This is a genomic window from Curtobacterium sp. AG1037 (assembly GCF_003349855.1).
GTDB lineage: Bacteria > Actinomycetota > Actinomycetes > Actinomycetales > Microbacteriaceae > Curtobacterium > Curtobacterium citreum.
The window spans coordinates 327,190-344,444 of record NZ_QQAO01000003.1 but is presented as its reverse complement, the minus strand read 5'-3'; the positions used below and the strand labels follow the sequence as shown (position 1 = coordinate 344,444).

21 protein-coding genes are annotated in these 17,255 nt (G+C 74.0%); 17 read left to right on the top strand and 4 right to left on the bottom strand.

The window, feature by feature from the left end; all coding sequences use genetic code 11:
• Positions 1-26 precede the first annotated feature (26 nt).
• The 9 genes from DEU32_RS06380 (at position 27) to DEU32_RS06340 (ending at position 10,114) form a co-directional block, all read left to right on the top strand.
• A complete protein-coding gene (locus DEU32_RS06380; RefSeq protein ID WP_258554794.1) occupies positions 27-1,448 on the top strand; it encodes an LLM class flavin-dependent oxidoreductase in 1,422 nt (473 codons plus the stop codon).
• Between the two features lie 33 nt (positions 1,449-1,481).
• Positions 1,482-1,982 carry a GNAT family N-acetyltransferase gene (locus tag DEU32_RS06375; RefSeq protein WP_114849793.1) on the top strand — a complete coding sequence of 167 codons (501 nt, stop codon included), beginning with the start codon at positions 1,482-1,484 and terminating at the stop codon, positions 1,980-1,982.
• An 82-nt stretch (positions 1,983-2,064) separates the two neighbouring features.
• A complete protein-coding gene (locus DEU32_RS06370) occupies positions 2,065-2,787 on the top strand; it encodes a VIT1/CCC1 transporter family protein (protein WP_114849886.1) in 723 nt (240 codons plus the stop codon).
• Positions 2,788-2,935: 148 nt separating this feature from the next.
• A complete protein-coding gene (locus DEU32_RS06365) occupies positions 2,936-4,498 on the top strand; it encodes an NCS1 family nucleobase:cation symporter-1 (protein ID WP_114849792.1) in 1,563 nt (520 codons plus the stop codon).
• Positions 4,499-4,565: 67 nt separating this feature from the next.
• Complete coding sequence (locus DEU32_RS06360; RefSeq protein ID WP_114849791.1) at positions 4,566-5,330, top strand: aspartate/glutamate racemase family protein; 765 nt, start codon at positions 4,566-4,568, stop codon at positions 5,328-5,330.
• Complete coding sequence (gene allB, locus DEU32_RS06355) at positions 5,327-6,751, top strand: allantoinase AllB (protein ID WP_181819213.1); 1,425 nt, start codon at positions 5,327-5,329, stop codon at positions 6,749-6,751. The genes DEU32_RS06360 and allB overlap by 4 nt, the downstream gene beginning before the upstream one ends.
• A complete protein-coding gene (locus DEU32_RS06350; protein ID WP_114849790.1) occupies positions 6,748-8,007 on the top strand; it encodes an alanine--glyoxylate aminotransferase family protein in 1,260 nt (419 codons plus the stop codon). Before allB ends, DEU32_RS06350 begins: the two co-directional genes overlap by 4 nt.
• Entirely contained in the window at positions 8,004-9,284 is a 1,281-nt protein-coding gene (locus tag DEU32_RS06345; protein WP_114849789.1) for an allantoate amidohydrolase, read from the top strand. The genes DEU32_RS06350 and DEU32_RS06345 overlap by 4 nt, the downstream gene beginning before the upstream one ends.
• Positions 9,281-10,114: a MurR/RpiR family transcriptional regulator gene (locus DEU32_RS06340; protein ID WP_058742671.1), complete on the top strand. Its 834-nt coding sequence runs from the start codon at positions 9,281-9,283 to the stop codon at positions 10,112-10,114. The genes DEU32_RS06345 and DEU32_RS06340 overlap by 4 nt, the downstream gene beginning before the upstream one ends.
• On the opposite strand, the gene DEU32_RS06335 is transcribed toward DEU32_RS06340, so the two are convergent.
• Both DEU32_RS06335 and DEU32_RS06330 read right to left on the bottom strand, forming a co-directional pair.
• Positions 10,081-10,569 (bottom strand): SRPBCC family protein, encoded by a 489-nt coding sequence (locus DEU32_RS06335; protein WP_208738914.1) that lies wholly within the window; start codon positions 10,567-10,569, stop codon positions 10,081-10,083. The genes DEU32_RS06340 and DEU32_RS06335 overlap by 34 nt on opposite strands.
• The gene (locus DEU32_RS06330) at positions 10,566-11,141 is read right to left on the bottom strand and encodes a GNAT family N-acetyltransferase (protein ID WP_114849787.1); all 576 of its coding nucleotides are present in this window, start codon (positions 11,139-11,141) and stop codon (positions 10,566-10,568) included. The genes DEU32_RS06335 and DEU32_RS06330 overlap by 4 nt, the downstream gene beginning before the upstream one ends.
• Positions 11,142-11,178: 37 nt before the next feature.
• Between DEU32_RS06330 and DEU32_RS06325 the strand changes: the two genes are divergently transcribed.
• From DEU32_RS06325 to epsC, 3 genes are all read left to right on the top strand, one after another.
• Positions 11,179-12,213, top strand: a complete 1,035-nt coding sequence (locus DEU32_RS06325; RefSeq protein ID WP_114849786.1) for a dipeptidase — start codon at positions 11,179-11,181, stop codon at positions 12,211-12,213.
• 202 nt (positions 12,214-12,415) lie between these two features.
• On the top strand, positions 12,416-13,354 hold the full coding sequence (gene cysK / locus DEU32_RS06320; RefSeq protein ID WP_058742668.1) for a cysteine synthase A: 939 nt from the start codon (positions 12,416-12,418) through the stop codon (positions 13,352-13,354).
• A complete protein-coding gene (gene epsC, locus DEU32_RS06315) occupies positions 13,351-13,935 on the top strand; it encodes a serine O-acetyltransferase EpsC (protein ID WP_241490215.1) in 585 nt (194 codons plus the stop codon). Before cysK ends, epsC begins: the two co-directional genes overlap by 4 nt.
• A gap of 18 nt (positions 13,936-13,953) precedes the next feature.
• On the opposite strand, the gene DEU32_RS06310 is transcribed toward epsC, so the two are convergent.
• On the bottom strand, positions 13,954-14,256 hold the full coding sequence (locus tag DEU32_RS06310; RefSeq protein ID WP_220152769.1) for an excalibur calcium-binding domain-containing protein: 303 nt from the start codon (positions 14,254-14,256) through the stop codon (positions 13,954-13,956).
• A gap of 134 nt (positions 14,257-14,390) precedes the next feature.
• Here DEU32_RS06310 and DEU32_RS06305 point away from each other — a divergent pair, with 134 nt between their 5' ends.
• Complete coding sequence (locus tag DEU32_RS06305) at positions 14,391-14,780, top strand: MmcQ/YjbR family DNA-binding protein (protein WP_114849784.1); 390 nt, start codon at positions 14,391-14,393, stop codon at positions 14,778-14,780.
• 9 nt (positions 14,781-14,789) lie between these two features.
• Here DEU32_RS06305 and DEU32_RS06300 read toward each other — a convergent pair whose 3' ends face one another.
• Positions 14,790-15,428 (bottom strand): MOSC domain-containing protein, encoded by a 639-nt coding sequence (locus tag DEU32_RS06300; RefSeq protein ID WP_114849783.1) that lies wholly within the window; start codon positions 15,426-15,428, stop codon positions 14,790-14,792.
• 88 nt (positions 15,429-15,516) lie between these two features.
• Between DEU32_RS06300 and DEU32_RS17105 the strand changes: the two genes are divergently transcribed.
• Genes DEU32_RS17105 through DEU32_RS06280 form a run of 4 tightly spaced genes read left to right on the top strand, consistent with a single transcriptional unit; the run spans position 15,517 to position 17,195 of the window.
• Positions 15,517-15,693, top strand: a complete 177-nt coding sequence (locus tag DEU32_RS17105) for a hypothetical protein (protein WP_167510115.1) — start codon at positions 15,517-15,519, stop codon at positions 15,691-15,693.
• A 16-nt stretch (positions 15,694-15,709) separates the two neighbouring features.
• The gene (locus DEU32_RS06290; RefSeq protein ID WP_058742663.1) at positions 15,710-16,264 is read left to right on the top strand and encodes an RNA polymerase sigma factor; all 555 of its coding nucleotides are present in this window, start codon (positions 15,710-15,712) and stop codon (positions 16,262-16,264) included.
• Positions 16,255-16,890 (top strand): Asp23/Gls24 family envelope stress response protein, encoded by a 636-nt coding sequence (locus DEU32_RS06285; RefSeq protein ID WP_114849782.1) that lies wholly within the window; start codon positions 16,255-16,257, stop codon positions 16,888-16,890. The genes DEU32_RS06290 and DEU32_RS06285 overlap by 10 nt, the downstream gene beginning before the upstream one ends.
• Complete coding sequence (locus tag DEU32_RS06280; protein ID WP_114849781.1) at positions 16,887-17,195, top strand: hypothetical protein; 309 nt, start codon at positions 16,887-16,889, stop codon at positions 17,193-17,195. Before DEU32_RS06285 ends, DEU32_RS06280 begins: the two co-directional genes overlap by 4 nt.
• Positions 17,196-17,255 lie beyond the last annotated feature (60 nt).

Below are 17,255 nucleotides of genomic sequence, written 5' to 3'. Positions count from 1 at the left end.
GGCGCTGCGCGACGTAGCTTCGCGACGTGACCTCGACGAACGACACCGAGCCCCGTGAGACCGCGACCCGGCAGATCCGCTTCAACGCGTTCGACATGAACTGCGTCGCGCACCAGTCCTCCGGACTGTGGCGGCACCCGCGCGACCGCTCGCGGCACTACAACGACCTGTCGTACTGGACCGAGCTCGCGAAGACGCTCGAGCGCGGGACGTTCGACGGCATCTTCATCGCGGACGTGCTCGGCACCTACGACGTGTACGGCGACTCGAACGAGGCCGCGCTCCGCACCGGGTCGCAGGTCCCGGTCAACGACCCGATCCTGCTCGTGTCCGCGATGGCCGCCGTCACCGAGCACCTCGGCTTCGGCATCACCGCCGGTACCGCGTACGAGCACCCGTACCCGTTCGCCCGCCGCATCTCGACGCTCGACCACCTGACGAAGGGCCGCATCGGCTGGAACGTCGTGACGGGCTACCTGCCGAGCGCCGCGCGGAACATGGGCCAGACGGACCAGCTGTCGCACGACGACCGCTACGACGTCGCCGACGAGTACCTCGAGGTCCTCTACAAGCTCTGGGAGGGCTCGTGGGAGGACGACGCCGTCGTCGAGGACCGCACGTCCGGGGTGTTCACCGACCCGGCGAAGGTCCACCCCATCGAGCACCACGGGCAGCACTTCGACGTCCCGGGCATCCACCTCTCCGAGCCCTCGGTGCAGCGGAGCCCCGTCGTGTACCAGGCCGGGGCGTCCCCGCGGGGCGTGCGTTTCGCGGCGGAGAACGCCGAGGCCGTGTTCGTCGGCGCGCCCACGTTCCCGCAGCTCGCCGCCACCGTCCGGAAGATCCGCGACGCGCTCGAGGCCGCCGGGCGGGACCGGTACGCCGCGAAGATCTACACGCTGCTGACGGTCATCACCGACGCGACCGACGAGGCCGCGCAGGCGAAGCACCGCGACTACCTGTCCTACGCGTCCGAGGAAGGCGCGCTCGTGCTCAACTCCGGGTGGATGGGCGTCGACCTGTCGCAGTACGACCTCGACGAGCCCCTCGGGAACATCGAGTCGAACGCGATCCAGTCGGCGGCCGCGAACCTGTCCGCCGCGACGGGCGAGGACGGCGCGAACTGGACCGTCCGGGACATCGCCCGCCAGACCGCGATCGGCGGACTCGGCCCGGTCGAGGTCGGCAGCGGAGCGACCATCGCGGACCGGCTCGTCGAGATCCAGCGGGAGACCGACGTCGACGGGTTCAACCTGGCGTACGCCGTGACCCCGGGGACATGGGAGGACGTCATCGAGTTCGTCATCCCCGAGCTCCGCGCCCGCGGTGCCTACCCCGAGGCCTACGTCGCGGGGTCGCTGCGCCACAAGCTGCACGGCCGCGGCGACCGGCTGCCCGAGGAACACCGGGGCGCGCAGTACCGCGTCGGCGCACGGGCGACCGTCTGACCGACCCCGGCGGGTGCGACGTAGGGTGGTCCGGTGATCGGGTCGTCCTTCGTCGTGCGCACCGCGGAGGACGAGTCGACCGCGGCGGCCTGCGTCGCGCTCTGGGTCGCCGCCGTGGCGGATCGTGACGGCGTGCCGGCATCGGACGCCGTCCGTGCACGTGCGCGCGAGAAGTTCGCCGCGGAACGGGTCGCCCTGGTGGTGGCCGACGACGGCGGGACCCCCGTCGGCTTCGCCCTGGTCACCGCTCCCGGTAGCGGCGGCACCCCGAGCGACGCCGCGTACCTCAGCCTGCTCGCCGTGCACCCCGCGGCGCAGGGGCACGGGCTCGGCCGACGCCTGCTCGCGGCCGCCGTGTCCGCGGCCGCCCACGCCGGGCACCACCGCACGGAACTGCACGCCCTCGACGACAACACCGCGGCCCTCGCGCTGTACCGCAGTGCCGGGTTCGCGCCGCTCGGGGAGGCCTTCCCGCACGCTCTGAGCGGCCGTCCGACCCGGGTCTGGAGCGCGGTATCCGCCCAGGTCAGGTGAGGCTCACCTCACCAGGAAAGCCCCGGTCAGGGCAGCCTTCCCTTGCTGGCGGACCGGCCGCGACCGTGGTTCGATGGCCGACATGTCGACCGCATCGGACCTCGCCCTGCCCGTCTCCGAGCACGACGACGCCACCAGCGCCGCCCGGCTCAACTGGCTCCGAGCGGGCCTGCTCGGCGCGAACGACGGCATCGTGTCCGTCGCCGCCGTGCTCGTCGGCGTCGCGGGTGCGGGAGCCGGCACCGGTCCCATCGTCGCCGCGGGCACCGCAGCCCTGGTCGGCGGGGCGATCTCGATGGCCCTCGGCGAGTACATCTCGGTGAGCGGTGCCCGCGACGCGCAGCGCACCGGGCAGGCGGCGCAGCAGGCCCAGCTCGAGGCCGACGCCGAGGACGCGCCGACCCTCGCTGCGCACTACCGCTCGCTCGGCGTGGACGACGACGTCGCCGAGGCCGTCGCCCGGCAGCTCGTCCGCCCCGAGGTCCGTCGTCGTCGGGCTGCGGCCGCGCTCCGGGACGCCGAGGACGAGGTCGTCAGCCCCTGGCGCGCGGCGTGGGTCTCCGCGGCGACCTTCACGACGGGTGCGCTGCTGCCCTTCCTGGCGATGCTGCTGGCGCCGGAGTCCTCCCGCATCGTCGTCACCGTCGTCGCTGTGCTCGTGGCCCTCGCGGCGACCGGCACGACCGGTGCGGTCCTGGGCGGTGCCCGCCGCGGGCGTGCGACGGTCCGGGTCGTGGTCGGCGGCGCGCTCGCCCTCGCCGCGACCTACGCGGCCGGTGCGCTCCTCGGCACGCACGCGTTCTGAGCGCCGGGAAGGCCCACTCGGAACAGGCGTTCCAGGACGGTCGTCGCGTCACACGACCGTTACACGAGGGAAACGGGCGGCGCGAAGAGGCTCCCTAGCGTCGGGGACACGGGGACCCACCCCCGTTCCCACTCCCACGGAGGACGCCTTGGTCACAGAGATCGCGACCCCGGTCGCCGCGCCCCACGCCCCCGCCCCGCCGTCGACCGCCCGCGCGGGCGCCGGTGTCGTCAAGCCCGGGTACGACCCGGCGCTCACCAACGAGGACCTCGCCCCGCTCCGCGAGCAGCGCTGGACGAGCTACAACATCTTCGCGTTCTGGATGTCCGACGTGCACTCGGTCGGCGGGTACGTCACCGCCGGGTCGCTCTTCGCCCTGGGCATCGCGAGCTGGCAGGTCCTCGTCGCCCTGGTCGTCGGCATCCTGATCGTGCAGGTGTTCGCGAACCTCGTCGCGAAGCCGTCGCAGCGGACCGGGGTGCCGTACCCCGTGATCAACCGCGCGGTGTTCGGGGTCGTCGGCGCGAACGTCCCCGCGATCATCCGCGGGCTCATCGCGATGGCCTGGTACGGCGTGCAGACGTTCCTCGCCGCGCAGTCCCTCAACATCGTGTTCCTGAAGTTCGTCCCCGGGTCGGCTGCGCTCCTGAACCACTCGTTCCTCGGCCTGTCCGCGCTCGGCTGGATCTCGTACGCGATCCTCTGGGTCGCCCAGGCGGCGCTGTTCTCGATGGGCATGGAGGCGATCCGGCGCTTCATCGACTGGGCCGGCCCCGCGGTGTACGTCGTGATGATCGCCCTCGCCGTGTACCTCGTCGCGAAGGCCGGCATCGGCAACATCTCGCTGACGCTGCACACCGGCGCACCGATGTCCTTCGGCGCGTCGATCCCGGTGATGCTCTCGGCGATCGCGATCGTCGTCAGCTACTTCTCCGGCCCGATGCTCAACTTCGGTGACTTCTCGCGCTACGGCCGCAGCTTCCGGGCCGTCAAGCGCGGGAACTTCTGGGGGCTGCCGGTCAACTTCCTGTTCTTCTCGATCCTCACCGTGCTGTGCGCGAGCGCCACGGTCCCGGTGTTCGGCAAGCTCATCACCGACCCGATCGAGACCGTGCAGGCGATCGACGCGCCGTTCGCGGTGCTGCTCGGCGGACTGACCTTCGTCACCGCGACGGTCGGCATCAACATCGTCGCGAACTTCATCAGCCCCGCGTTCGACTTCTCGAACGTCGCCCCGCGGAAGATCAGCTGGCGCGCAGGCGGCATGATCGCCGCCGTCGGCTCGGTCCTGCTGACCCCGTGGAACTGGTACGGCAACGACCAGGCGATCCTGTACACGCTCGGCATCCTCGGTGCGCTCATCGGCCCGCTGTTCGGCATCCTCATCGCCGGGTACTACCTCGTCGCGAAGCAGCGCGTCGCGGTCGACGACATGTACTCGAAGGAGCCGACCGCGCGCTACTGGTACCGCAACGGCTGGAACCCGAACGCGATCTGGACCCTCGTCGTCGCCGGTGCCGTGTCGGTCGCCAGCGCGGTGCTGCCGCCCGCCACCGGCGTCCTGCCGTGGCTGTCGAACTACAGCTGGTTCATCGGCTGCGGCCTCGGGCTCGTGCTCTTCCGCGCCCTCGAGCACCGGTCGCCTCGGATGCCCGCGCTGTCCGCCGACGACCCCACGGTCGACCACGGCGCCGCTCCCGGCCGCGACTGACCGCACCGGCCCGAGCCCGACGAGCACGACGAGCACGACCCGCCCCAGCACCACCGGAAGGACCCCGATGCGCATCCGCGTCGTCAACCCGAACACCACCGTCGCCATGACCGAGACGATCGGCCGCGCAGCCGCCGCGATCGCCGGCCCCGGGACCCTCGTCGAGGCCGTCACGCCCACCATGGGCCCGGCGTCGATCGAGAGCCACTACGAGGAGGCCCTGGCGGTCCCCGGGCTCCTCGAGCAGGTCGCGCTCGGCGAGCAGGAGGGCGTCGACGCGTACGTCGTGGCGTGCTTCGGCGACCCGGGACTCGACGCCGCGCGGGAGATCGCCACGGGTCCGGTGATCGGCATCGCCGAGGCCGGGTTCCACGCCGCGGCGATGCTCGGTCGGCGGTTCGGCGTCGTGACGACCCTGGCGCGGACGACCGGTCGGGCGCACGAGCTCGCCGAGCGGTACGGCTTCGCGTCCCTCGTCACCGACGTGCGGGCGTGCGAGGTAGCCGTCCTCGCGCTCGACGACCCCGCCTCCGGCGCACGGGAGCTGATCGTCGAGGAGTGCCGGGCGGTCGTCGCGGGCGGCGCGGACGCGGTCGTGCTCGGCTGCGCCGGGATGGCCGAGCTCTGCGCCGAGGTCTCGCGGGCCGTCGGCGTGCCCGTGGTCGACGGCGTCGCCGCGGCCACGGTCCTCGCCGAGTCGCTCGTCCGGCTCGGCCTCGGTACCGGCAAGCGCGGCGAGTACGCCCCGCCGCCTCCCAAGGCGGTGACGGGACTCCTCGCCGGGTTCCGACGTGACCAGCCGGCGGACGCGACGATCGGGGCGGCGGCGTGACGCGCCTCCCGGCCGACCTGGTGTTGCGCGCCCACCGGACGTGGGTCGACGGGGCGTGGTGTCCCGCCGCGGTCGTCGTCCGCGACGGCCTGGTCACCGAGGTGCTGCCGGTCGACGCGGACGTGCCCGCCTCCGTGGACCGGACGGTCCCGGCGGGCCAGGTGCTCCTGCCCGGTCTCGTCGACACGCACGTGCACGTGAACGAGCCCGGCCGGACCGAGTGGGAGGGTTTCGCGTCCGCCACCCGCGCCGCCGCGCTCGGCGGTGTGACGACCATCGTCGACATGCCGCTCAACTCGATCCCTGCGACCGTGGACGCCGAGGCGCTCGCGGTCAAGCGGGCGAGCGCGGACGGCCGCGTCGCGGTCGACGTCGGGTTCTGGGGCGGTGCGGTCCCGGTGAACGCCGGGGCGCTCGCGGACCTGCACGACGCAGGGGTGTTCGGGTTCAAGTGCTTCACGGCGCCCTCGGGTGTCGACGAGTTCCCGCACCTCGACCCCGGGCAGCTGCAGGCCGCGATCGCCGAGGTCGCCGCGATCGACGCGCTCCTGATCGTGCACGCCGAGGACCCCGCGCACCTCGTCGCGCACGACGCGCTCGGCGGTCGGTACGAGGACTTCCTGGCGACCCGACCGCCGGTCGCCGAGCGGTCCGCGATCGGACAGGTCGTCGCCGGGGCGCGGGCGACCGGTGCCCGCGTCCACGTGCTGCACCTGTCCGACGCCGGGGCGCTGCCGATGATCCGGGCCGCGAAGGACGACGGCGTGCGGATCACCGTCGAGACGTGCCCGCACTACCTGTCGTTCGAGGCGGGGTCGATCCCGTACGGCGCCACCGAGTACAAGTGCTGCCCGCCGATCCGCGACGACGCGAACCGCGACGCGCTGTGGGCGGGGCTCCTCGACGGAACCATCGACTGCGTCGTGTCGGACCACTCGCCGTCCACCGCGGACCTGAAGACCGACGACTGGGGGCTCGCCTGGGGCGGGATCGCCGGGCTGCAGGTGGGGTTCCGAGCGGTCTGGACCGAGGCGGTCCGGCGAGGCATCGCGCTCGAGACGGTGCTGCCGTGGTTCACGACGGGACCGGCCGACCTGGTCGGGCTCGACGACCGCGGGCGGATCGCGCCGGGTGCGGTCGCGCACCTCGCCGTGTTCGACCCGGACGCGGTGTCGGTGGTCGACGTGGCCGGGCTCGCGCACCGCAACCGGGTCTCCGCGTTCGCCGGCCTGGAGGCACGGGGCCGGGTCACCGAGACCTGGTTGCGCGGCGAGCTGGTCGCCACCGCCGACGGCGGGGTGACGGCCGTCCAGGGCCGGCTGCTCGACCGACCGGCACGCGTTGCTCCGCAACACGCTCGAAACGAACGTTCCGGTATCCTGCTCACCGGAACGACCGACGCACGAACGGACCTGTCATGACGCACCCGGTGAACCCGCCCGCCCGACTCCTCATGGGGCCGGGACCCATCGACGCCGACCCCCGGGTGCTCCGCGCGCTGTCGACCCCGCTCGTCGGGCAGTACGACCCGTGGATGACGCGGACGATGTCCGACACGCAGGAGCTGTACCGGCAGGTGTTCGGCACCGGGAACGCGGGGACCGTGCTCGTCGACGGGACCTCCCGCGCCGGCATCGAGGCGGCCCTCGTGTCGCTCCTGGCACCCGGCGACCGCGTGCTCGTCCCGGTGTTCGGCCGCTTCGGGCACCTGCTCGTCGAGATCGCGACCCGCGCCGGCGCCGAGGTGCACACCGTCGAGACCGCGTGGGGCCAGGTGTTCCCGGTCTCGGTCGTCGAGGAGGCCGTGCGGCGTGTGCGGCCGAAGCTCGTCGCCGTCGTGCAGGGCGACACCTCGACCACGATGAACCAGCCGCTCGACGAGCTCGGCGCGGTGTGCGACCGGTACGGGGCGCTGCTCTACACCGACGCGACCGCGACGATCGGCGGCAACCCGCTCGAGGTCGACGCGTGGGGGATCGACGCCGCGACCGCCGGCCTGCAGAAGTGCCTCGGCGGCCCGTCCGGCAGCGCGCCCCTCACGGTCTCGCCGCGCGCGGTCGAGGTGCTCGACGGTCGCCGGAGCGTCGAGGCCGGCATCCGCGAGGCCGACGACGTCGTGGCGGAGCAGCCGATCCGGTCGAACTACCTCGACCTCGCGATGATCCTCGACTACTGGGGTCCCCGCCGGCTGAACCACCACACCGAGGCCGCGTCGATGCTCTACGCGGCACACGAGTGCGCCCGGATCCTGCTCGACGAGGGCCGCGACGCCGTGGTCGCCCGGCACGCCACCGCCGGCCGCGCGATGACCGAGGGCGTGCAGGCACTCGGGCTGCGGGTGTTCGGCGACCTCGCGCACAAGATGCACAACGTCGTCGCCGTGGAGATCCCGGACGACGTCGTCGGGGACGCTGTGCGTGCGGCGATGCTCGAGGACCACGGCATCGAGATCGGGACCTCGTTCGGCCCGCTTCACGGTCGCGTCTGGCGCCTCGGGACGATGGGCTACAACGCCCGCAAGGACGCCGTCGTCACGACGCTCGCCGCGCTCGAGCACGCGCTGCGCCGGGCCGGGCACGCGGTGCCGCAGGGCGGCGGGGTCGACGCGGCGCTCGACGTGTACGCGGGAGCGTCGTCGACCGTCGGGACGCCGTCGCTCGTCGAGGTGTCGGCGTGACCGCGGCGGCCCCGACCGTGCCGACCGCGAGCGGGCGGGCGCTCGCCGACGCCGCGACCGTCGTGCGCTGGTGCGACGAGCTCGCCGCCGTGTCGCAGGACGACGGCCGGATCACCCGCGTGTACCTGTCGCCGGAGCACGCCCGCGCGAACGCCGTCGTCGACGGGTGGATGCGCGACGCCGGGCTCGAGACGTGGCAGGACGCCGCCGGGAACCTGCACGGGCGGGTCGCCGGTGCCACCCCGGACGCCCCGGTGCTGCTCCTCGGCTCGCACCTCGACACCGTGGTGGACGCCGGCCGGTACGACGGGGTCGTCGGGGTGCTCATGGCGATCCGGACCGTGGCGCGCGTGACGGCCGCCGGTCCGCTGCCCGTCGCGCTCGAGGTCGTCGCGTTCTCCGACGAGGAGGGCACCCGGTTCGGCAAGGCCCTGCTCGGGTCCTCGGCGGTCGCCGGGGTCTGGGACGAGGGCTGGTGGGACCTCGAGGACGGCGACGGCGTGACGCTCCGCGACGCGTTCACCGCCTTCGGGCTCGACCCCGAGCGGGTCGGCGAGGCCGCTGTGCGCCCCGAGCGGCTCGTCGGGTACCTCGAGGCGCACATCGAGCAGGGGCCGTGGCTCGAGCGGGCCGGCCAGGCGCTCGGCGTCGTCACGAGCATCGCCAGCGCCCGGCGGTTCGCCGTCGAGGCCGTGGGCGAAGCCCGGCACGCCGGCGGCACCCCCTACGAGCGGCGGCACGACGCCCTGCTCACCGCCGCCGAGGCCGCCCTCGCGGTCGAGCGGATCTGCCGGGCCGAGCAGCACGTCGGGACGGTCGGCACCATGACCGTCGAACCCGGGGCCGTCAACGTCGTCCCCGGGCTCGCGCGCTTCAGCGTCGACCTGCGCGGTGAGTTCGACGAGGGCCGGGACCGGGTCTGGGAGACGATCGTCGCGGCCTTCGACGAGATCGCCGCCCGGCGCGGGGTCACCGTCACGCCGACCGAGGTGCACCGGGCGCCGGCGGTGTTCTGCGCGCCCCGGCTGACGGCCGCCGTGCGGGCGGGGATCGTCGCCACGGGGGAGACCGACCCCGCGGAGCTGTTCTCCCGCGCCGGCCACGACGCGATGTCGCTCGGGCTCGTGACCGACGTCGCGATGCTGTTCCTCCGCAACCCGGACGGCATCAGCCACCACCCGGACGAGTTCGTGTCCGAGGACGACGTCGCCCTCGGACTCGACGCCCTCGCCGTCGCGGTCGAACGCGTCGCCGACGACCTGGCGGCGCGGTCGTGAGCGCCACCGTGACCGACGTCCGCGCTCGCGTCGACGCCGTCTGGGACCGCCTGTCGCCCGCCGAGCGCCGCGTCGCCGCGATGGTCCGGCACGACCCGGAGCTGCTGCTCGTCGGGACCTCGGCCGAGCTCGCCGCCGAGTCCGGCACCTCGAAGGCCACCGTGTCCCGCCTGGTGCGGTCGCTCGGGTTCCAGGACGCGGCGCAGGTGCGGCAGGAGCTCATGTCGGCCCGGGGCAACGGTCTGCCGTGGGCCGCCGAGGACGCTGCGCACGTCGACCAGCGCGCGGTCGAGGCGCGGAACCTCGACGCCGCCTTCGCCTCCCTCGCCCGGGCCGACCGGGTGCGGCTCGCCCGCCGGATCGTCCGCGCGCACCGCGTGCTCGTGTTCGGGGAGCGGGCGGCGCACCCCGTCGCCATGCAGCTCCGGTCGCAGCTCGCGCAGGTCCGACCGGACGTCCGGCTCGGTCCGGCGCCCGGGCAGCGGCTCGGGGAGGAGGTCGCCGACCTCGACCGCCGCGACCTCGTGGTGCTCGTCACGGTCCGCCGGCACGCCGCGGGGGCCGAGGGGCTCGTCCGGCACTGCGTCGCGACCGGGGCGGACGTCGTCGTGCTCGGCGACCCGACCGCGGCCGTGATCGCCGCGCCGGCGTCGACCGCGGTGCTGTGCCCGGTGGACTCCCCGTCGGCGTTCGACTCCATGGCGGCGATGTTCGCGGTCGTCGCGGCGATCGCGAACGACGTGTACGAGGCGGCCGGGCCAGCCGGGCGTGCCCGGGTCGACGCCGTGGCCGCGGCCTACGACACGCTGGGGGAGCTCGCCGGGTCCTGACCGCCGCGCTCGAGCTCGGACCGGAGCGACGCGTTCCGGTCCGCGATCAGCCGGCGCAGGTACCGGCCGAGCACGAGCCGTTCCGCCAGCCGCCCGAGCGGACCGAAGGGCGCCGTCAGGGTGACCTCGTCGACCATCCGCGTTCCGCCGGCCGACGCCGTGAACCGGTGCTCGTGCCGGAAGCGGGCGAACGGCCCACGCACCTGTTCGTCGACGAACCGACCAGGAGCCTCCAGGGCGGTGACCCGACTCGTCATCCGCCAGACGATCCCGAAGTGCCGTGCCCGCCACGTGACGGTCTCGCCGAGCCCGATCGTGCCGGACGTCGTGCCGGCGACCGCCCGCTCGCCGGACGCGGCCATCGACCGTTCGTGCGCACCGACGTCGAGCGACAGCGCGAAGGCGCGCTCCGGCGACGTCGCGAGGTCGGTGACCAGGCGGAACGTGACCGTCACCGGTCCGGCCATCCGGTGGCGGCTGCGCGGTCGTCCCAGCGCAGCACCGCGGCGGTGAGCTCGTCGTGCCGCTGCCCGCGGTGCAGCGAGCCGGACCGGCGGCGGCCCTCGTACGTCAGGCCGAGCCGCTGCGCGACCGCGGCCGAGGCGGCGTTCCCGGCGAGCGCGCGCCATTGCACCCGGACGAGCCCGAGGCCCGTCGGCGCGTCGGCGAACGCCCAGCGGAGCACGCGGTCGGCGGCCTCGGTGACGAAGCCGTGCCCGCGTCCGTCCGGGTGCACCGCGTACCCGATCTCGGCCGCACCGTCGGCGAGGCCGAACAGCCCGACCGTGCCGAGCAGGCGCAGGTCCTCGGCGCGACGGATGCCGAACTCGTACCGGACGTCGTCCCGCCACCCGGCGGCGACGACCTCGTCGAGGAAGTGCCGGGCCTCGGCGTGGCCGTACGGCACGGGCACCGGGGTGAAGGCGATGACGTCCGGGTCGTTCGCGTACGCGACCACGTCCTCGGCGTCCGCGGTCGTCGGGACGGAGAGCACCAGGCGGTCGGTGCGGAGCGTCACGGGCTGCACACCGCGAGCCTACTGACCGGGCGGTAGCGTCGACGGCATGACCCTCGACGCCCTCGCCTTCCCCGTCATCGACGGCCACAACGACCTGCCGTGGGAGCGCCGCGAGTCGCACGACTCCGGCGTCGAGGGCATCGACACCGAGCAGGGCACGCTGCACACCGACCTGCCGAAGCTCCGCGCCGGCGGCGTCGTCGGGCAGTTCTGGTCGGTGTTCGTGCCGTCCGACGACCCGGACCCGGTCCGGACCACGCTCCAGCAGATCGACACCGCGCACCGGATCATCGCCGCGTACCCGCAGGACCTGACCTTCGTGCGCACCGCTGCCGAGCTCCGTGCGGCGGTGGACGCCGGGCGGATCGGGTCGTTCCTCGGGGCCGAGGGCGGCCACTCGATCGGCGACGACCTGGCCGTGCTCCGGACCTTCGCGCGACTCGGCGTGCGGTACATGACGCTGACGCACAACGACGACACCACGTGGGCCGACTCCGCCACCGGGGCCCGGGCGCACGGCGGCCTGACCGACCGCGGCCGCGAGGTCGTCGCCGAGATGGAGCGCACCGGCATGCTCGTCGACCTGTCGCACGTCGCGCCCTCGACCATGCGGGACACCCTCGACGTCGCGACGCAGCCGGTGGTGTTCAGCCACTCGTCCACCGTCGCGGTCGACGACCACCCGCGGAACGTCCCGGACGACGTGCTCGGCCGGCTCGCGGACAACGGCGGCGTGGTCATGATCACGTTCGTGCCGAAGTTCGTCTCGCGTGCGTGGGCGGACTGGGAGGAGGCGGGCTCCGAGGGCGAGCCGCCCCTGGTCACCGTCGCCGACGTCGCGGACCACGTCGACCACGCCCGCCAGGTCGCCGGGGTCCGGCACCTCGGGCTCGGCGGCGACTACGACGGCACCCCGGTGCTGCCGCCGGACCTGCGGGACGTGTCGCGGTACCCCGTGCTCGCCGAGGAACTGCGGCGCCGGGGCTGGGGCGACGAGGACCTGCGCGCGCTGGCCGGCGGCAACGTGCTGCGGGTGCTCGAGGCGACGGACGAGCGGTTCGCGCAGAGCGCGTTGCGCTGACGGGGCGGGGCGGGGCTGGCGTCGGACCGTCGTGTGGCCGGGTCCGACACCCGGCCCGGAGGCGCGGCGCGCGCCCGGCGCGTCAGCGCGCGTCAGCGCACGTCACAGGACAGGGGAACGCCGGGTGCCGTCGCTAGGATCGCAGCGCACCACGCGCCTCCAGTGCAGGGGGTGCGCACCTGACCCGCAGAGGACGGACCGGATGAGCGGCACCATCTACGACAACATCTCGCAGGCGTTCGGGAACACCCCGCTCGTGCGACTGAACCGGCTGCCGCAGCCGGGCGGTGCCGAGGTCCTCGCGAAGCTCGAGTTCTACAACCCCGGGTCGAGCGTGAAGGACCGTCTCGGCGTCGCGATCATCGACGCGGCCGAGGAGTCCGGCGAGCTGCAGGCCGGCGGCACCATCGTCGAGGGGTCGTCCGGCAACACCGGCATCGCGCTCGCCCTGGTCGGAGCCGCCCGCGGGTACCGGGTCGTCATCACGATGCCCGAGACGATGAGCGTCGAGCGCCGGGCGCTGATCCGTGCGTTCGGTGCCGAGATCGTCCTCACCCCGGGGCCGGAGGGCATGAAGGGTGCCGTCTCGCGCGCCGAGCAGATCGTCGCCGAGACGCCGGGAGCGATCCTCGCCCACCAGTTCGAGACCCCGGCGAACGCCGCGATCCACCGGAAGACCACCGCGGAGGAGATCCTCCGCGACACCGAGGGCCACGTCGACGTGTTCGTCGCGGGCGTCGGGACCGGCGGCACCATCACGGGCGTCGGCCAGGTCCTCAAGGAGCGCGTCCCCGGCGTGCAGATCGTCGCCGTCGAGCCGAAGGACTCCCCGCTGCTGACTGAGGGCAAGGCCGGACCGCACAAGATCCAGGGCATCGGCGCGAACTTCGTCCCGGAGGTCCTCGACCGTTCCGTCATCGACGAGGTGTTCGACGTCGAGCTCGACGACGCCCTGCGCGTGGCCCGGGCGCTCGGGACGGAGGAGGGCATCCTCGCGGGCATCTCCTCCGGCGCGATCATCCACGCGGCCGTGCAGATCGCCGCGCGCCCGGAGAACGCCGGCAAGCGGGTCGTCGCGATCGTCTGCGACACCGGTGAGCGCTACCTGTCGACGCCGCTGTTCGAGGGGCTCACTGCGTGACGCGTGCCGCCCGACGCGGTGTGCTGCGGACGGTCCGCGAGGACCTGGCCGCAGCACGCCGCGGCGACCCCGCCGCCCGGGGTGACCTGGAGAACGCGGTGGTCTACTCCGGCCTGCACGCCGTCTGGACGTACCGGCTGACCCACCGGCTGTGGACCGCCGAGGACCTGCCCGGGTCGCGGTTCGCGGCGCGCGTGCTCGCCCAGCTGGCGCGGTCTGCGACCGGGATCGAGATCCACCCGGGTGCCCGCATCGGTCGACGGTTCTTCATCGACCACGGGATGGGCGTCGTGATCGGCGAGACGGCCGTGATCGGCGACGACGTCGTGGTGTTCCACGGCGTGACGCTCGGCGGCCGCGGGGGCGAGCACGGGCCGGGCGTCCGCCGGCACCCGGCGGTCGGGGACCGCGTCGTGCTCGGCGCCGGGTCGTCGCTGATCGGCGCGATCACGATCGGGTCGGACTCGGTGGTCGGCGCGAACACCGTCGTCACGAAGGACGTACCGGCCGGGTCGGTCGTCACGGGCGTCGCCGGGACCGCGCGTCCCCGGTCCGGACACGAGGGCGTGCCCCCGCTCTGACGCGCGGGCGCCCCGGCGTCAGCTCTTCTCGCAGGCGATCCCGTCGCCGTCCGCGTCGAGCCCGCGGTTCGCCTTGTACAGCGCGTCGTCCTTCTTCACGGTGCCCTTGAGCGCCCGGTTCTCGACCTTGCCGGACTTGGTCGTGACGCGGTTCGACGTGACGGACTGCTTCGCGATGCCGCCGGAGTACACCTTCTGCACGGCGGTGCAGTTCTTGTACACGGTCGGTGCCGCCTGGGCGGCCGCGGTGCCGCCGAGGACGACGGCTGCGGCGAGGACGGTGGATGCGGCGGCGAAGCCGGCGGTGCGGAGGAGGTGCACGGGTGCTCCCGGGGGTCGTCGGCGCACGACGGTTCCGTGGCCGATGTGATCGTACGGCGGGATCGGTGAGGAGTCCTCGCCCCCGAACGGGTCGCACCGTGGCTCGGGTGGGTACGGTGCGGCATGCTGGGAGCATGGACGGGGCGGCACTGCACGAGGTCACGGTCCGCACCGCGCTGGCGCTGCCCGCGGTCGAGGAGACCCAGCCCTTCGGCGAGGAGTCCGTGGTCTTCAAGGTCGTCGGGAAGATGTTCGTGCTCCTCACCGAGCTCCGCGGCGTCCCGATCGTCAACCTGAAGTGCGCACCCCCGCACGGCGCCGCGCTCGTCCGCGACCACGCCGAGGTGTCGCCCGGCTGGCACATGAGCAAGCGGCACTGGATCACCCTCGCGCCGGGCGACGGCCTCGACGAGTCGATGGTCGAGGACCTCGTCGCGAACTCCTACGAGCTCGTCGTCGCCGGGCTGCCGCGTGCGGCCCGCCCGCTCGACCCCGCCCGCCGCGTCCGCCCCGAGGATGCCTGACCCTCCGGCTCAGCGCACCCGACCCGGCGCCAGCACCTTCGACACCTCCCGCACGACCTTCGGCGCCAGGCGCTCGCCGGAGTCGAGCACCGCGCGGGCCTGCTCCGGGGTCAGCCCGGCCGAGATCTGCCCGATCGTCACGCCGTGCGCCGGTCGGTGCACGACGACCACCGGGTCCCCGGCCGCCACCGGCCCGGAGCGCACCACGCGGAGGTACGCGCCCGGACGGTTCTCGGCCGCGAACCGCTTCACCCACCCGTCGATGCGCATCCGACGGGCGAAGGTCCCGCAGGGCACCCGGGGGATCGTGACCTCGAGTTCGAGGGTGTCGCCGATCCGCCAGCGCTCACCCGTCACCGCCCCGGTGACGTCGACGCCGGTCGTCCGGAGGTTCTCGCCGAAGAGCCCGGGCGGGACGTCGCGCCCGAGCAGGTCGGCGAAGTACGCGGCGTCCTCGTCGGCGTAGGCGTACACGGCCTGGTCCTCGCCGCCGTGGTGCTTCCGGTCGGCCTGCACGTCGGCGTGCAGCCCGAGGGGCCGGACCCGGACGGGGCCGTCCACGGGACGCTTGTCGATGGCGGTGACGCCGATCGTCCCGGAGTCGCGGAGCAGCTGGTCGACGCGGCAGACGGCGGTGACGGAGGACATGTCCCCAGCCTGCCGTACGGATCACGCCCGCGGTGTGACGATCCGCTGCTCCGATCCGTCACACCGGTGGAACACACAGGAGGACGACATGACCGGTACCGACACCCACCGCGGCACGCTGCGCAGCGGCGACACGCACCTGCTCGCCCAGGCCCGCGTCCGTGCGCTGGCCACCCGGCCGACCGGACCCTTCCGCGTGACGACCGCGGCGCCCGTCCCGGCACGCCCGGCGTCCCCGGCCCGCCCAGACTTCCCCCACCTGTGACCGGTAGAAGGAACCCGTGCCCCACCAGCCCCTCACGGACCTCGACGACGCCGTCCTCGCCGGCCGGTCCTCCGACGGTGACGTCCGGGCGTTCGAGGTCCTCATCCGGCGGTACACGCCGCTGCTCCGGGCCTACGCCAGACGCACCCTCGGTTCCACCGACGAGCTCGACGACGTCGTGCAGGAGACCTTCATCACGGCCTGGAGCAGGCTCGACGCGCTCGAGGACGGCGCCAAGGTCAAGTCCTGGCTCATGCGCATCCTCAGCCGGAAGTGCATCGACCGCATCCGGGCCCGTCGGGAGCACCTCGACGTCACCGAGCTCGAGGTCGCCGCACCCCGGGACGACGCCCCGGAACGGGTCGCCGAGGCGCGCTCCCGCGAAGAGGCCGCGGAGCGTGCGCTCGCCGAGCTCCCGGAGGCGCAGCGGCGGTGCTGGGTGATGAAGGAAGTGCTCGAGTACCGGTACGAGGACATCGCGGAGGAGCTCGACCTGCCCGTGTCCACCGTCCGGGGCCTGCTGTCCCGGGCCCGGAAGAACATGATCCGTCTCATGGAGGCATGGCGATGACCCCGCACCCGGACGACCTCCGGCTCGACGCCCTCGAGCCGGACGACCTCGACGGCCACACGATCGACGAGCTCGCCGACTACCTCGACGACGGCATGCAGCCGGCGGACCCGACGATCGACGACTCCCCGGCCTGCCAGAACGCCCTCGCCGCGATCATCCGGCTGCGCCAGTCCTCGATGGGGTCGCTCGACGCAGCGGCCGCCGAGGAGCCGCCGGCGGACGAGTCCTGGATCGGCGGGGTCCTCGCGAACATCTCGCTCGAGGCTCGTGCCGGCCGCGACGTCCCCCTGATCCCCGAGGCCCCGACCGAACGCCCCGTGATGACCGAGGGCGCGATCCGCTCGCTGATCCGCAGCGCCGGCGACGTCGTCCCCGGCGTCGTGATCGCCCGGTGCTCGCTCGACGGCGACGTCACCACGCTCGGCGCCCCGGTCCGGGTGCTGGTCGAACTCGCCGTCCGCACCGGCGCGCCCATCCACGCCGCCGCCGAGCAGGTCCGCGAGGCCGTCGCCACGGTCCTCGCCGAGCAGACCGACCTGGTCGTCGACGCCGTCGACGTGCACGTCCGCGACGTGCTGCCAGCCCTGCCGGCCGACGCCGACCACGAGGAGGACCGCGCATGACCTGGGACGACGAGACCGTCGCGGCCGTCGAGGCCGCTGTCCTCGCGGTGCCCGGCGTCGCCGAGCTCTACCGCGCGAAGCCCACGCTCGGGAGCGCGATCGCCTCGGCCCGCAGCCTCGCCTCGCGCACCGCCGTCGCCCGCGTCGTGCTCGACGACGACGTCCTGCGCGTGGTCATCGGGACCGACGGCTCCCGTCCCGCGCCCGCCACCGCCCGCGCCGCGCACGTCGCCGCCCTCGAGACCGCGACCGCCCACGGGGTCGCGCTGTCGCGCGTGGACGTCCGCATCGCACGCATCGGCTGACCGCCCGCGCGACCCGGCCACACGTCGGACTGGAGGCTCGTGGCGCGCCCGCCCCGGGCC